16 protein-coding genes are annotated in these 13,495 nt (G+C 51.2%); 7 read left to right on the forward strand and 9 right to left on the reverse strand.

Annotated features, from left to right (window positions below):
* Positions 1–59: 59 nt before the first annotated feature.
* Positions 60–2,096, reverse strand: a complete 2,037-nt coding sequence (locus ACJJII_RS13085) for an oxidoreductase (RefSeq protein ID WP_444916503.1) — start codon at positions 2,094–2,096, stop codon at positions 60–62.
* A 225-nt stretch (positions 2,097–2,321) separates the two neighbouring features.
* On the reverse strand, positions 2,322–3,215 hold the full coding sequence (locus ACJJII_RS13090; RefSeq protein ID WP_444916504.1) for a LysR family transcriptional regulator: 894 nt from the start codon (positions 3,213–3,215) through the stop codon (positions 2,322–2,324).
* Between the two features lie 108 nt (positions 3,216–3,323).
* Here ACJJII_RS13090 and ACJJII_RS13095 point away from each other — a divergent pair, with 108 nt between their 5' ends.
* The 6 genes from ACJJII_RS13095 to ACJJII_RS13120 are packed head-to-tail and all read left to right on the forward strand — an operon-like array spanning position 3,324 to position 8,378.
* Positions 3,324–3,998: a histidine phosphatase family protein gene (locus ACJJII_RS13095; RefSeq protein ID WP_444916505.1), complete on the forward strand. Its 675-nt coding sequence runs from the start codon at positions 3,324–3,326 to the stop codon at positions 3,996–3,998.
* Positions 3,999–4,012: 14 nt separating this feature from the next.
* Entirely contained in the window at positions 4,013–5,245 is a 1,233-nt protein-coding gene (locus tag ACJJII_RS13100; RefSeq protein WP_444916506.1) for an acyl-CoA dehydrogenase family protein, read from the forward strand.
* On the forward strand, positions 5,238–6,290 hold the full coding sequence (locus ACJJII_RS13105) for a phosphotransferase (protein WP_444916507.1): 1,053 nt from the start codon (positions 5,238–5,240) through the stop codon (positions 6,288–6,290). The genes ACJJII_RS13100 and ACJJII_RS13105 overlap by 8 nt, the downstream gene beginning before the upstream one ends.
* A 24-nt stretch (positions 6,291–6,314) precedes the next feature.
* On the forward strand, positions 6,315–7,091 hold the full coding sequence (locus ACJJII_RS13110; RefSeq protein WP_282931833.1) for an SDR family oxidoreductase: 777 nt from the start codon (positions 6,315–6,317) through the stop codon (positions 7,089–7,091).
* Positions 7,092–7,093: 2 nt separating this feature from the next.
* Positions 7,094–7,870, forward strand: coding sequence for an SDR family NAD(P)-dependent oxidoreductase (locus ACJJII_RS13115; protein WP_413664910.1), 777 nt, complete (start codon positions 7,094–7,096; stop codon positions 7,868–7,870).
* Between the two features lie 49 nt (positions 7,871–7,919).
* A complete protein-coding gene (locus tag ACJJII_RS13120) occupies positions 7,920–8,378 on the forward strand; it encodes a MaoC family dehydratase (RefSeq protein ID WP_444916508.1) in 459 nt (152 codons plus the stop codon).
* 89 nt (positions 8,379–8,467) lie between these two features.
* Here the strand turns inward: ACJJII_RS13120 and ACJJII_RS13125 are convergent, their stop codons facing one another.
* From ACJJII_RS13125 to dinB, 4 genes are all read right to left on the reverse strand, one after another.
* On the reverse strand, positions 8,468–8,836 hold the full coding sequence (locus ACJJII_RS13125; RefSeq protein ID WP_413664912.1) for a hypothetical protein: 369 nt from the start codon (positions 8,834–8,836) through the stop codon (positions 8,468–8,470).
* 234 nt (positions 8,837–9,070) lie between these two features.
* Positions 9,071–9,535 carry a hypothetical protein gene (locus tag ACJJII_RS13130; RefSeq protein WP_444916509.1) on the reverse strand — a complete coding sequence of 155 codons (465 nt, stop codon included), beginning with the start codon at positions 9,533–9,535 and terminating at the stop codon, positions 9,071–9,073.
* 13 nt (positions 9,536–9,548) lie between these two features.
* A complete protein-coding gene (locus tag ACJJII_RS13135) occupies positions 9,549–10,076 on the reverse strand; it encodes an RNA polymerase sigma factor (RefSeq protein ID WP_444912463.1) in 528 nt (175 codons plus the stop codon).
* Between the two features lie 273 nt (positions 10,077–10,349).
* Positions 10,350–11,426: a DNA polymerase IV gene (gene dinB, locus ACJJII_RS13140; protein WP_444916510.1), complete on the reverse strand. Its 1,077-nt coding sequence runs from the start codon at positions 11,424–11,426 to the stop codon at positions 10,350–10,352.
* 82 nt (positions 11,427–11,508) lie between these two features.
* On the opposite strand from dinB, the gene ACJJII_RS13145 reads away from it, so the two are divergent.
* Entirely contained in the window at positions 11,509–12,051 is a 543-nt protein-coding gene (locus ACJJII_RS13145) for a carboxymuconolactone decarboxylase family protein (RefSeq protein WP_413664916.1), read from the forward strand.
* A gap of 25 nt (positions 12,052–12,076) precedes the next feature.
* On the opposite strand, the gene ACJJII_RS13150 is transcribed toward ACJJII_RS13145, so the two are convergent.
* From ACJJII_RS13150 to fdxA, 3 genes are all read right to left on the reverse strand, one after another.
* Complete coding sequence (locus tag ACJJII_RS13150) at positions 12,077–12,235, reverse strand: DUF1328 domain-containing protein (RefSeq protein ID WP_282931841.1); 159 nt, start codon at positions 12,233–12,235, stop codon at positions 12,077–12,079.
* Positions 12,236–12,280: 45 nt separating this feature from the next.
* Positions 12,281–12,973, reverse strand: coding sequence for a polysaccharide deacetylase family protein (locus ACJJII_RS13155; protein WP_444916511.1), 693 nt, complete (start codon positions 12,971–12,973; stop codon positions 12,281–12,283).
* 62 nt (positions 12,974–13,035) lie between these two features.
* The gene (fdxA, locus tag ACJJII_RS13160) at positions 13,036–13,359 is read right to left on the reverse strand and encodes a ferredoxin FdxA (RefSeq protein WP_108732342.1); all 324 of its coding nucleotides are present in this window, start codon (positions 13,357–13,359) and stop codon (positions 13,036–13,038) included.
* Between the last annotated feature and the right edge of the window lie 136 nt (positions 13,360–13,495).

The following is a 13,495-nucleotide window of genomic DNA, read 5'->3' on the forward strand; positions in this document are numbered from 1 at the left end:
AAAAATACCCCCGCCAACTCTGGTCGACGGGGGTATTTTATTTTGTGATCGCCGGGAGATTAGATCTCGGCAGCGAGACGTGAGCCCTGGTCGATAGCGCGCTTGGCATCGAGTTCTGCGGCTTCATCAGCGCCACCAATCAGGTGGGTGGTTACGCCGCGCTCTTGCAGAGCTTCGTATAGCTTGCGTGCAGGCTCCTGACCGGCGCAGACAATAATATTGTCAACTTCCAGTACCTTTTCCTCTTCACCAACGCGGATATGCAGGCCTTTATCGTCAATTTTGTCGTAAAGGGCACCGGCAATCATCTCTACCTTGCGATGCTGCAAGCTGCCGCGATGAATCCAGCCGGTGGTTTTACCCAGGCCCGCGCCCACTTTGGTGGTTTTGCGTTGCAACAAATATACCTGGCGCGGAGAGCTTACTGCTTCGCGAGGCTTCAGGCCGGAGCGATTCTCCAGGGCAATATCGACACCCCATTCGTTGAAGAACTCTTCCTTATCGCTGGCGACCACTTCATCTTCTGTGGAGTGGGGGCCATCGTGGGTCAGGTACTCCGCTACATCAAAGCCGATACCGCCGGCTCCGATAATGGCAACCTTCTCGCCAACCGGCTTCTTGTGCTTCAGTACATCCAGGTAACCCAGGACTTTATCGCTCTCAATGCCGGGGATCGGTGGAGTGCGCGGCTCGATACCGGTAGCAATAATCACTTCATCAAAAGATTGCAGGTCTTCTGCTGTGGCAATGGTATTAAGTTTTACTTCAACACCGGTGACTTCCAGGCGACGCTTAAAGTAGCGCAGGGTTTCCTGGAATTCTGCCTTGCCGGGGATCTGCTTGGCGATATTGAACTGGCCACCAATCTTATCGCTGCCTTCGAACAGGGTTACTTCGTGTCCACGCTCTGCGGCAACGGTAGATGCGGCCATGCCCGCAGGGCCGGCGCCGATTACAGCTACCTTTTTCACGTTGTTGGTAGGCAGGTAGTTCAATTCGGTTTCGTGACAAGCGCGGGGGTTTACCAGACAGGAGGTCAGTTTCAGCTGGAAAGTGTGGTCCAGACACGCTTGGTTACAGCCAATGCAAGTGTTGATCTCGTCGGCGCGGCCTTCGGCGGCTTTGTTGACGAACTCAGAGTCTGCCAGGAAGGGGCGTGCCATGGAGATCATGTCAGCCTGGCCGGAGGACAGAACTTCTTCGGCGACTTCCGGCACATTGATACGGTTGCTGGCAACTACCGGGATAGACAGGTGCTTTTTCACCTTGGCGGTGATATCGGTAAATGCCGCGCGGGGAACACTGGTGGCAATAGTGGGAACGCGCGCTTCGTGCCAGCCGATACCGGTATTGATAATTGTGGCGCCAGCTTTTTCGATAGCCTGCCCCAGAGCCACTACTTCATCGAAGTCACTGCCATCTTCCACCAGGTCCAACATGGACAGGCGGTAAATAATAATAAAGTTCTCGCCGACGGCTTCCCGTACGCGGCGCACAACTTCGATCGGCAGGCGGATACGGTTTTCGAAGGAGCCGCCCCACTCATCGGTACGCTTGTTGGTGCGTTTCACGATGAATTGGTTAATAAAGTAACCCTCGGAGCCCATGATCTCCACACCATCGTAGCCGGCTTCGCGAGCCAGGGTGGCGCAGCGTACATAGTCATCGATCTGGCCTTCGATTTCCTCGCTGGTCAATTCGCGCGGGGTGAAGGGGTTGATCGGCGCCTGGATGGGAGAGGGTGCAATCAGGTTTTCGTTGTAGGCGTAACGGCCGGTGTGCAAGATCTGCATACAGATCTTGCCGCCCTCAGCGTGAACAGCATCGGTGACTTCGCGGTGCTGCTGGGCTTCTTCCGAAGTGGTCATCTTCGAAGCGCCCTGGAATACGCCACTCTCTTCGTTCGGGGCAATACCACCGGTTACAATCAGGCCAACGCCACCGCGGGCACGTTCGGCAAAAAAGGCCGCCAAACGGGTGAAGCCATTGGGGTGTTCTTCCAGGTTGGTGTGCATGGAGCCCATCAGCACCCGGTTTTTCAGGGTGGTGAAGCCCAGGTCCAGGGGGGCAAGCATATTAGGGTAGGCTTGGGACATGGCAAATTTCTCTTCTTGTAACCTTTAGGGTTCATTTATGTATATGCAAAAAAGTGCATATCGTTGCCCAGCAGGATAACAAGACGGCCCACTGTGAAACAGTGACTTAACCGGTCGAATTCAGTGATCAATTACGGGCCCTATCTAACCTTGATGCGTCCCATTCTCATCTATAAATAAAGTGTTTTTTAAGGGTTCCCTGTCTCGACGTATACAGAGGCTCATTTACTCCTCTACCAAGCTTACCAACTTGTTTCGCAGCCATTGATTGGCTGGGTCGTCGTGTTGATTTTTATGCCACAGCAGGTGCCAGTCCATTTGCGGTATTTGAAACGGAAGCTCAAACAATCGGGCTAAGTACTGTCGCGCCAGGCTGGCGGGGACTGTCAGTGCCAGGTCGGTTCTCAATACCACTAACGGTGCGACCCGGTAGTGCTGGACCCTCAATTTCACATTGCGACGGCGCCCTAACTTGTTCAGGGCAATATCTTCCAGGCCAGGACCACTGCGACGGCTGGAGACATGGATATGTTCCAGCTTCAGGTACTGTTCCAGGGTAAGGCTGGCGGAATCCGCCAAGGGGTGATCCTGGCGCAACATACACAGGTAGCGATCGTTCATCAGTCGCTGTTGTTTTATCTGTGGGGAAGTGGGTACGGGAACATCCAGGGCAAAGTCCAGCGTGTTGGCGGCCAGTTCCTTGACCAGCTGCTCCCTTGGGACCTGGAAAGACTCGACAGTAATACCTGGGGCCTCCTGCTCCAGCACTTCCAGCAGCCTGGGTAAAAGGAAAGTCTCCGCCATATCGTTCATGGAGAGGCGCAAGGTTTTTCTGGCTTCCTGTGGCACAAAGTGACGCTGCTCGCTAAGGCTTGCCCCCAGTAGAGAAAGAGCTTCCTGGACCTTCGGCATAATACTTTCAGTCAGTGGCGTCGGTGCCATACCGGTGGGACTGCGAGTGAATAGTGGGTCGTCTAACGTACGGCGAAGTCGTGCCAGAGCATTACTGACAGCCGGCTGGGTGATGTGCAGTTGCTCAGCGGCACGAGTCAGGTTTCGGGTTGCGTATATCGCCTCCAGCACGGGAAAGAGGTTCATGTCGATTCGCTGTAATTGCATTGCTGCCACCGTCATCACTCTCATGAATGATTCAATATTCGCATAATAAACTTTGATGATTCAAATGCTGGGGATAGGGTTGGGGAGATCAAAAGGGGAGGGAAATAGGTGGCTGAATTTATTCTGGTACGTCACGGACAGGCTTCATTTGGGGCCGATGACTATGACAATCTCTCCGATACTGGCTGGCAACAGTCGCGCTGGCTGGGTGAATACTGGCGGGATAAGGGTATTCGTTTCGACCGGTTGCTGTGCGGCAACCTAACCCGGCACCGGCAAACTTTGGACGGAATTTGCGAGGGGCTGGAACTCCCCAGTGAAAATACCCGCAGTGTACTCCCCCAACTTAATGAATTTGATTTTCTAGCGGTTGCCAAGCATTACAGCGAGCTATACCCGGATCGGGCACCGGGAGCAGGTGCCAGTCGCGCCGATTTTTATCGATTCTTGAAGCAGGGGATGCTGGCTTGGGCCGCCGGTGACATCAGTCCACCGGAAACCTGGTCGCATTTTGAAGCCAGAATCGCAGATGCGCTTAAAAACATTTGCGATAGCCCCAAAGGCAGCCGAACCCTGGTTGTTAGTTCGGGTGGTGCCATTGCCATGATGTTGACGCAAATATTGGGAGGCTCAATATCCACCGTTGCCAATCTCAATATGCAAATCCAAAACACAGCCGTTAGCCGTTTATTTTTCAGTGCAGAAAATATCAGTCTGCACAGTTTCAATCATGTGCCGCACCTGGATCGGGATGGGCGTCACGAACATATCACTTACAGTTGATTGGGCAGGTAGCGATGGAATTTGAATACTCAGACAAGGTAAAGGGACTGCTGGAACGCCTGCAAAATTTCATGCAGCAATATATTTATCCCGCCGAAGCGATATTTATGCAGCAGTTGCAGGAGGATCGCTGGGGAGAGCCGGCGATTTTGGCAGAATTAAAGATTAAAGCCCGGGAAGCGGAACTCTGGAATTTGTTCTTGCCGGATTCCCGTTACGGTGCCGGGCTCAATAACCTGGAGTATGCGCCCCTGGCTGAGGAAATGGGGAAAGTACTTTTTGCATCGGAGGTATTTAACTGTAATGCCCCGGATACCGGCAATATGGAAGTTTTGGCTCAATATGGTTCTGAGGCCCAGCGGGAACAATGGTTAACCCCGCTTTTGGATGGAAAAATTCGCTCTGCATTTGCTATGACTGAACCCCGGGTTGCCTCCTCCGATGCCACTAATATCGAAACGTCGATTATCCGCGATGGCGATAGCTACGTTATTAACGGCCACAAGTTTTATATCAGTGGCTTGATGAATAAACGCTGTAAAGTGATGATCGTGATGGGTAAGACTGACCCGGAAAATCCCAATCGTCACCAGCAGCAATCGCAAATCCTGGTACCCACCGATACGCCTGGAGTCAAAATAGTTCGCCCGATGACGGTATTCGGTTATGACGATGCACCGGAAGGGCATGCGGAAGTGATTTTCGAAAATGTCCGGGTGCCCGCAAGCCATTTAATTCTTGGAGAGGGGCGCGGTTTTGAAATTGCCCAGGGACGCTTGGGGCCGGGCAGGATACACCACTGTATGCGCTTAATTGGCCAGGCTCAAAGAGCGCTGGAGATGATGTCGGCACGCGCAGAGCATCGCATTGTTTTTGGTCGCCCGATGAGCAAGCAGGGATCGGTGCGTGAAGATATTGCCAAATCCGCCTGCGAAATTGAGCAGGCACGCCTGCTGACTCTGAAGGCCGCTGCGCAAATGGATCGGTTGGGCAATAAGGCGGCCAAAGATTTAATCGCGATGATAAAAATTGTCGCGCCACAGATGGCTTGTAAGGTAATAGATCGCGCCATACAGATTCACGGCGCCGCGGGATTGGGGCAGGATTACAGTCTCGCCCATCACTATGCCTATGCTCGGACCATCCGTCTGGCGGATGGTCCCGATCAAGTCCATATGATGCAGTTGGGCAGAAACCTGGCTGCTCACTATGCCGCCGCGGAAAATCATGGAGGACTCAGTGACTGAGACGGTAAACAATTTGCGCAGCTCTGTGGAAGAGCTGCCTGTTGAGCGACTGCAAGAATATTTGTCCGGCAAAGTCGACGGTTTCAATGGGCCTGTAACGGTCACCAAATTTCCCGGTGGCCAGTCTAACCCCACGTTCAAGTTGCAAACCCCGGCGCGATCTTATGTTTTGCGACGCCAGCCTCCAGGCAAGTTATTGAAATCTGCCCATGCCGTAGATCGGGAGTACCGGGTAATGTCGGCACTCGCCGATACTAAGGTACCGGTGCCCAAGGTATTGCACCTCTGTGAGGACCGGGACCTAATCGGTTCTATGTTTTATTTAATGGAATATTGTGAGGGCCGGATATTCTGGAATGCGGCACTGCCGGAAGTTGACGCCGAGCAGCGTAGCGCTATGTACGATGAAATGAATCGTGTACTGGCGGCCATGCATAGTTTGGATATTAATGCCGTCGGTCTTTCGGATTACGGCCGACCAGGTAATTACTTCCAGCGGCAGCTGGACCGCTGGAGCACTCAATATCGAGCCTCTGAGCTGGAACCCATTGCCGCGATGGATGAGTTGATGGCCTGGTTGGGTGACGTTTTACCGGATGATGATGGGCGTATCGCATTGGTGCACGGTGATTACCGGCTCGACAATATGATTTTCCATCCTCAGGAGCCCAAGGTCATAGCGCTTTTGGATTGGGAACTTTCCACACTGGGACATCCCTATGCCGACCTCGCTTACCAGTGTATGCAAATGCGAATGCCCGCTGGCAAAGACAAAATGTCCGGCCTATTAGGCTTGGATATAAAGGCCTTGGGCATCCCCTCCGAAAAAGAGTATGTGGCCAAATACTGCCAGCGAATGGGTATTGATGGGATTGATAATTGGCCGTTTTATCTGGCATTTAGCTTCTTTCGCCTGGCAGCGATTGTTCAGGGGGTGGTGAAGCGTGCAAAAGACGGCAATGCCTCCAATAAAAATGCGGCAAAACTGGGAGCCCTGGTAGAACCCCTCGCACAAGCTGCATTGGATATCGCTGCTAACGGTTAACTTCTGAAATTATAAGGATAAGAAATGGCAAAGAATATTTTTGATCTCTCGGGAAAAATTGCCCTGGTGACGGGCGCCAGTCGAGGTATTGGTGAGGCCATCGCAAAACTCTTGGCTGAGCAGGGTGCCCATGTTTTGGTTTCCAGCAGAAAAATTGAAGGGTGTCAGGCCGTAGCCGATGCAATTGTGGATGCCGGTGGCTGTGCCGATGCGATCCCCTGTCATATCGGCAATATGGATAATATCCAGCAGGTTATTGGCGATATACGCGAGCGATTTGGTCGCTTGGATATTTTGGTCAACAATGCAGCGACTAATCCCTATTTTGGCCATATTCTTGATACTGATCTAGCGGCCTTCGAAAAGACGGTAGAGGTCAATATACGCGGTTATTTCTTTATGTCGGTAGAAGCCGGCAAATTGATGCGAGAGCAGGGTGGTGGCGTTATTGTAAATACCGCCTCAGTGAATGCCTTGCAGCCGGGTGTTGGGCAGGGTATTTATTCAATTACCAAGGCGGCGGTAGTCAATATGACCAAAGCGTTTGCCAAGGAGTGTGCGCAATTTAATATCCGGGTGAATGCTTTACTACCAGGGCTTACAAAAACCAAATTCGCCGGGGCATTGTTTTCTCACGAGGATATTTATAAAACTGCGGTTGGCCATATTCCCATGCACCGTCATGCGGAGCCGGAAGAGATGGCGGGCACCGTTTTGTATTTGGTCTCCGATGCTTCCAGTTATACGACCGGCGAATGTGTCGTTGTGGATGGTGGTTTGACTTCGTGTGGGGGGATTTAACCATGCATGATCCAATTCTCGATTTTAGCGATAAAGTCGCACTGATTACCGGTGCTGCCAGTGGATTTGGAAAATTACTGGCCGAGGAGCTTGGTTCTCGGGGCGCTCGTTTGGTATTGGGAGATATCAATGAAGAGGCCTTGATGCAGTTGGCAGACAAACTGGGAAGCCAAAATATTGCTGTGCGCGCCCAGCGCTGTGATGTTTCCCAAGAGTCTGATTGCGCTGCTCTGGCGCAATTGGCTCAGTCAGAGTTTGGACAGCTGGATATCGCTGTTAACAATGCCGGAATCGCGCCTCCGATGATGTCTCTCAAGCAGACAGATGAGGCCATGATGGATCTTCAGTACAACGTTAACCTTAAGGGGGTTTTCCTGGGGCTTAAACACCAGTTGCCCCTATTGAAGATGACCAGCGGAGCTGTACTGAATGTTTCCTCTATGGCGGGGCTGGGCGGTGCTCCCAAGATAGCCTCTTACGCAGCGGCAAAACATGGTGTGATCGGCCTGACCAAAACGGCAGCGATGGAAAACGCCAAGTACGGTATCCGTGTAAACGCGATTTGCCCCTTCTATTGTCTGACCCCGATGGTTACCGATATTGCAACTGAAGATGCCAGCCCTGAACAAGTTCAAGCGTTTCTCGCTGAGGGATGCCCGATGAAACGCCTGGGCAAGCCGGAAGAAGTCGTAGCGGCCATGTTGATGCTGGTTTCCCCAAAAATGACTTACATTACCGGGCAGGCACTGGCAGTAGATGGCGGTCTCTCGGCCTATTGAGGTTGGGAGTCGCAGAGAAAGCGAATAGAGAATCGAAAAGGAGCCTTCGATGCCTGTAGAAATTTCACCTGATAGCCTCGGCTATTACATTGGTTTTGAAACAGAGCCCACAGACTGGTTTGAAATTGACCAGCAGAGAGTTGATAGCTTTGCTGAGTGCACCTTGGATCGACAGTTCATTCATGTAGACCCAGAGGCCGCCGCCAAAACACCTTTTGGGGGAACGGTTGCCCATGGTTTTCTCTCATTGTCACTGCTGCCTTATTTTGTAGGGGCTCTACAGATAACGGTTACAGGTGCTTATATGGGGGTGAATTATGGTTTGGATAAAGTCCGCTTTATCAACCCGGTAAGGACCGGTAGCCGGGTGCGCGTCTCCGGGAAAATACTGGATATTACGGAGAAAAAAGAGTCCCAGTATCAAATTAAGCTGATGGTAACTATGGAAATAGAGGGTGAGGCGAAGCCAGCTTTAGTTGCAGAGTGGATTTTTCTGCAGATTACCTAGTGGGGTCAGTATAAGGCCGGACCACCATTTTTCTAAGTCGCAGTGGAAAGTGGTGGTTTTGATCTGTTTGAGAGTTGTTTAAGGTGAGTTTACATAAATGTTTCTTCTTGTTTAAGGGTGTTGAGACCCATGCGAACAATATTCAAGTGAGAAGCGGGAATCCCTTTTTTGTAGTACTCACCAGTAAAGTCAAATTGTTGGACTTCGATAAATGGTGAGAATAGGGTGCATCCCCAGTAGGGGTTTATACCCCACCAGCCATATTTTCCGGCGGTTCTGGGGTTTCTTTGAAAGAAGTTGTAAGCCCTTTTGATATTGTCATATTTGAGTTTGAATTTTCTTTTGTCATTGATGCTGTGGGCATCAAATATCACCAGGCATTGTATAGAGATGCCTTGGCGACCAAGTGCATTGGCGATTTTTATCGCAGCATTTCCCCCTCTGCTGTAGCCAAACAATATCGCTGCTTTTTTGCGCGAAACCCCATTTTTAAGGTGACGGTAAATAGTGAGCTTTCGTGTGTGGGAGAATATCCGCCCATGAAGTTGGTTGATTACTGACTTTAGTACTGGATTTTCTCCGGCAGAAGGACCACCGGCACCGTAGATGCCCACCACAGTGTAGTGGCTAAGTTGAGACTGTATAGGAAGTGAGAATTCGAACTGGCCGCTTGAACTTGATATCAGTTGTTTCTAGCTCCTTGAAGCCGTGCTCGATAAAATTCGGCAGTGACGCTTAGCACTTTTACGTAATTCATCGGGCAGGGATTCTTCACTTGCATCCTGCTGTTCAGTCCGCCAAAAGTGGCACAAGGCAACATACTCGCCACTATTTACCTGATTGCGTAGTGCGAGCCAGGGATCTGGCGCTGGGGTAACTGCCATCACAGTTTCTTTCCAATCCCTTAACGCCGGCTCGTACAAATGCTGCTCGGTGGAATTTGCCTTGTGAGTGAAGGCACCCAGGTGTTGGGCTGGATGAAGAAGCAATAGCAAGGCGGTTACCAAGCTACAACTTACTGTTGCACGAGAGAGTAGATGATTGACGTTTACCTTCGGCTTATAGGTTTGGGCTGTTTTATATAGATCGTCATCCAGCTGCTGCGGGGAAGTCAACGTCTCGGCTTCTTTAAAATATTGATTTTCCCAATTGCTCATAGCATTAACTCGATTACTCTTCGATAACTTCTACTTGCCAAGGTCTTCTCTCCGAACCGTATATCGCTTCGTCCAGTGCGGTGCGGGCGCGATGATATAGGGTGCGGCATTTATTGAGAGAGAGCTGCTCGATGTCAGCCACGGTTGCCAGTGGCAGCTTGCATTCCATATGCAGTAATAAAACATTGCGCAATTGAGAAGGTAAATTTTGAATCGCTGCGAGAATTCTATTCTGCTGGGGAGACTCTTGCGCGGATTTCTTCGAACTGGAAAATTCCTCAAGCTTGAGCAATTTATTGACTTGGATGTAAAGCCAACTTTTAAGCAGGCGCCCGTGCAATTCTGGCGGATTTTCCAAAAGACCACGCCAGAGTTTTTGCAAGAGTAAAGTGGATGAAGATGGCGCCATTTGCATACAGTAGCGATACAGAGAATCTTTATGACGGCCGTAGAGTTGACGGAACACAGCAGGTTTGCGCGACTCCTTGTAGTATTGGAATAGCGCCTCGTCAGATAGCTGGCGTAACTCTTTGAGAGACAATGTCTTGAGCCTCCGTACGCAAATTATCCCGCCTCGAACCACTGGCCGAGTATTGGTTTATGCGGCGTCAATAAAGAAGATTGTAGTATGGTTCTGCGTCGCAATTATTCTCTGGCCAGTACTTATAATTTCAGCCGATGTCACGGTACGACAGATACGAATCTTCGGGCTTGCGAAGTATAGTTGCCCCTGGTTTGAGAGGTGGTTGCTCGGGTAAGGGCCAACGCCAGATTTATCAATAAGTGATGATGCGCCTAATTAAGCAATCAAACGTCAAAAAGAGGCTTGCTCCGGCAAGGGTAGTGGCAATTGAACAGGGCCTTGCCCCGCCCGGAGGTCTGTGAGTCGCAAGCCTACCCCAAGAAGGCGGATGGGAGCAGGGCGTTTTTCTCGACACTCCTGCAGTAGCTGGCGGAATTCAGAAATGCGCCCGGCACGGCTGCTGCGCTCGTGGGTGCTGGTAGTAAAATCTGCGTACTTTACTTTAACGGTGGTACCATTTACTTCGTAACGATCGCCGAGTCTTTCCAGCCGCTCCAGCAGACGCATATACAGCTCTGTCAGCTGTTCCAGCCATTCGTCAAAACTGGATAAGTCTTCGCGAAAGGTGCGCTCGACACTAACACTCTTGCGGGAGCCATCGCCGCTTACCGGGCGATCGTCAACACCACGGCAAAGGTCGTAAAGGCGGCGGCCAAATTTGCCAAACTTCTTACTCAGTTCAACTTGCGAAAAATTGCGTAAATCTGCGCAAGTGCGAATGCCTTGTCGATGCATTTTCTCTGCGGTTACCCGTCCCACGCCGTGAATTTTGTTGATAGGCAGGCGCAAAACAAATTGATCGACCTCGCTCGGCGTAATGACTGTCAATCCGTCAGGTTTCTGCCAATCACTGGCAATTTTGGCCAGGAATTTATTCGGGGCCACCCCGGCAGAAATAGTGATACCCAGGGTATCGCGCACCCGTTGCCGGATATCCTCAGCGATTAGGGTAGCGCTGCCGTGGCAGCGGCCACTGTCGGTGACATCCAGGAAGGCTTCGTCCAGGGATAGGGGCTCAATATCATCGCAGTAGTCGAGAAATATCTCCCGTATCTGCCCGCTGACCTCCCGGTACTTAGCCATGTTGCCGGGTACTACAATCAAATCAGGGCACAGTTTCTTGGCCTGGGCGGTAGGCATTGCGGAGCGAACCCCATAGCTGCGGGCTTCATAGTTGCAGGTAGAGATCACTCCGCGGCGGTCGCTACTGCCTCCAACGGCCAAAGGGCGTCCACGAAGATTGGGATCGTCACGCATTTCGACCGAAGCGTAGAAGCAGTCACAATCACAGTGGATAATCTTTCTCATGCTGTGATTATATACAGTATTATGTCGTGCCAGAAAGTAATTTATGCCACTCGGACACCCGGCGATGACAGGTAGGTGAATAATGAGCAGTATTCCGTTGGTCGAGCACCCAGCTTCCGATGATGTAGCCCGGGTTTTTGCTGAGATTGATGACGAGCTGGGGGGAATTCCCAGTCTGTTCCGTGTCTACGCTCAACACCCGGGATTGCTTGAGGCAAACTGGTACAAGTTTAAGACGGTGATGATTCACGGCTGTTTGTCGGCGCAGCTGAAAGAAGCCATTGGCCTGGCAGTCTCAGCCGATAACCACTGTGACTATGGCATTTACCATCACAGTATGTCCCTGCAAATGCTTGGAGTGGAAACCGATGAAGTGATGCGGATTCGCACTGACCCCAAGCATGTGCACTTTTCTGAAAAAGAGCACGCCCTGTTTGACTTGGCGCGCAATGCCAACAGCGCCCCTGATGACCATCGCGAGCACCTGATCGCCGCTGCGCGAAAGCTCGGTGCCGGAGATGATGAGATTCTTGAGGCGTTGGGCGTAATGGAGATGGTATTGGGGGCCAATCACATTGCTGAAGTGCTCAGCCTGGCGCCGACCCGAGTGCCTCACAAGAAGTAATAACAGGCGCCCTTGGGCGGCTGTTCTACTTGGGTCTGCCGAAAATCAGTGCCAGCACAAACATCACAAGGAAAATAAAGAAGAGAATCTTGGCTATTTCAGTTGCGGTCGAAGCGATGCCACTAAAGCCAAAGAAGGCGGCGATCAGCGCAATAACCAGGAAGGTGACAGCCCAGCGCAACATAAGAGGCTCCCAATAGAGTGGAGGGAGCCTTGGGCTCCCGTTCCGCTAATTGATAGAGTCCCGCTCCACAGGTTCCAAATGGTCGCCTGCTTCCATCAGGGTTAGTTGCTCCAGTGTGGCAAACTGGAAGCCCTTTTGCCTGAGTTGCGCAGTAATGAGGGGCAGGGCCTCCATTACCTGATGGTGCTGACCAGACATGGGGTGAAGCAGAACCACACTTCCGTCTTTTGCCCTCTGGGATATATAGTCAGCTGCGACTTGAGCGCCTGCTTGCAGTTGCTCAGTAGGATCGATATCCCAGTGAGCAATCTTGAACTGGTGATCGCTTAAAAGCATACCCAGCTCGTCAGACATCTTTCCGTGAGGCGGGAGAAACATGGGCTTGCTGGTATAGCCATTACTTTGTAGTAGCCGACAGGTTTTTTTAATCTCTTCCTTGGCACTACTCAAAGGCATCTGGGAAAGGTTTGTGTGTGAGTAACCATGGTTGCCTAACTGATGTCCAGCCTGAATGATTGCCTGGGTCTGCTCCGGGTACCTTTCCATTTCCTGCCCTGTAGGGAAAAAAGTGGCAGTCACTTCCAAAGATTCGAGCCGCTTTAACAGTGGCTCGGTTTTGTCGGGGGAGGGCCCCTCATCAAAAATAAGCGCTACCCATTTATCCTTGCCGGTAATTGCCTGGGCACAGGTTGAAAATACAAAAAGCCAAATGCAAATAGCATTAATTATTATTTTCATTTTTTGGGGTTTCCACAGATAGAAAAAAAGCCGTCAATGACGGCTTTTTTCTTTGAACTTGTTTAGCGCTCCAGCTGGTCCAGCTTGCCCTTCTTGCCGTCCCACTCCTCGGCATCCGGTAATGGGTCTTTCTTCTCAGTAATATTGGGCCATACCTCGGCGAGTTCTGCGTTCAACTCGATAAATTCCTGCTGATCGTCCGGAACCTCATCCTCAGAGAAAATCGCGTTGGCGGGGCACTCCGGCTCACACAGGGCGCAGTCGATACACTCGTCTGGGTGAATTACCAGGAAGTTGGGGCCTTCGTAAAAACAGTCTACCGGGCAAACCTCTACACAGTCGGTGTATTTACACTTAATGCAGTTTTCCCCAATTACGAATGTCATGTTTGTCCCTCGATAGTGCCACTGAATTCTTCGTGCAGCGGATTTTATCAATTACTGGCGCGAATTGTAGTGGCTTTTCAGTCGATTTAGTTCACTGTTTATAACAGGATGAATTGGGCGACCAGGGTCGCCCGGT

The organism is Microbulbifer maximicatervae (SeqCode) (assembly GCF_052467825.1).

Bases quoted from the DNA above. Each gene is read 5' to 3' on its own strand.
- ACJJII_RS13085 (WP_444916503.1), bottom strand. From the start codon at position 2,096: ATGTCCCAAGCCTACCCTAATATGCTTGCCCCCCTGGACCTGGGCTTC.
- ACJJII_RS13090 (WP_444916504.1), bottom strand. From the start codon at position 3,215: ATGCAATTACAGCGAATCGACATGAACCTCTTTCCCGTGCTGGAGGCG.
- ACJJII_RS13100 (WP_444916506.1), top strand. From the start codon at position 4,013: ATGGAATTTGAATACTCAGACAAGGTAAAGGGACTGCTGGAACGCCTG.
- ACJJII_RS13110 (WP_282931833.1), top strand. From the start codon at position 6,315: ATGGCAAAGAATATTTTTGATCTCTCGGGAAAAATTGCCCTGGTGACG.
- ACJJII_RS13115 (WP_413664910.1), top strand. From the start codon at position 7,094: ATGCATGATCCAATTCTCGATTTTAGCGATAAAGTCGCACTGATTACC.
- ACJJII_RS13120 (WP_444916508.1), top strand. From the start codon at position 7,920: ATGCCTGTAGAAATTTCACCTGATAGCCTCGGCTATTACATTGGTTTT.
- ACJJII_RS13130 (WP_444916509.1), bottom strand. From the start codon at position 9,535: ATGAGCAATTGGGAAAATCAATATTTTAAAGAAGCCGAGACGTTGACT.
- dinB (WP_444916510.1), bottom strand. From the start codon at position 11,426: ATGAGAAAGATTATCCACTGTGATTGTGACTGCTTCTACGCTTCGGTC.
- ACJJII_RS13145 (WP_413664916.1), top strand. From the start codon at position 11,509: ATGAGCAGTATTCCGTTGGTCGAGCACCCAGCTTCCGATGATGTAGCC.
- ACJJII_RS13150 (WP_282931841.1), bottom strand. From the start codon at position 12,235: ATGTTGCGCTGGGCTGTCACCTTCCTGGTTATTGCGCTGATCGCCGCC.
- ACJJII_RS13155 (WP_444916511.1), bottom strand. From the start codon at position 12,973: ATGAAAATAATAATTAATGCTATTTGCATTTGGCTTTTTGTATTTTCA.
- fdxA (WP_108732342.1), bottom strand. From the start codon at position 13,359: ATGACATTCGTAATTGGGGAAAACTGCATTAAGTGTAAATACACCGAC.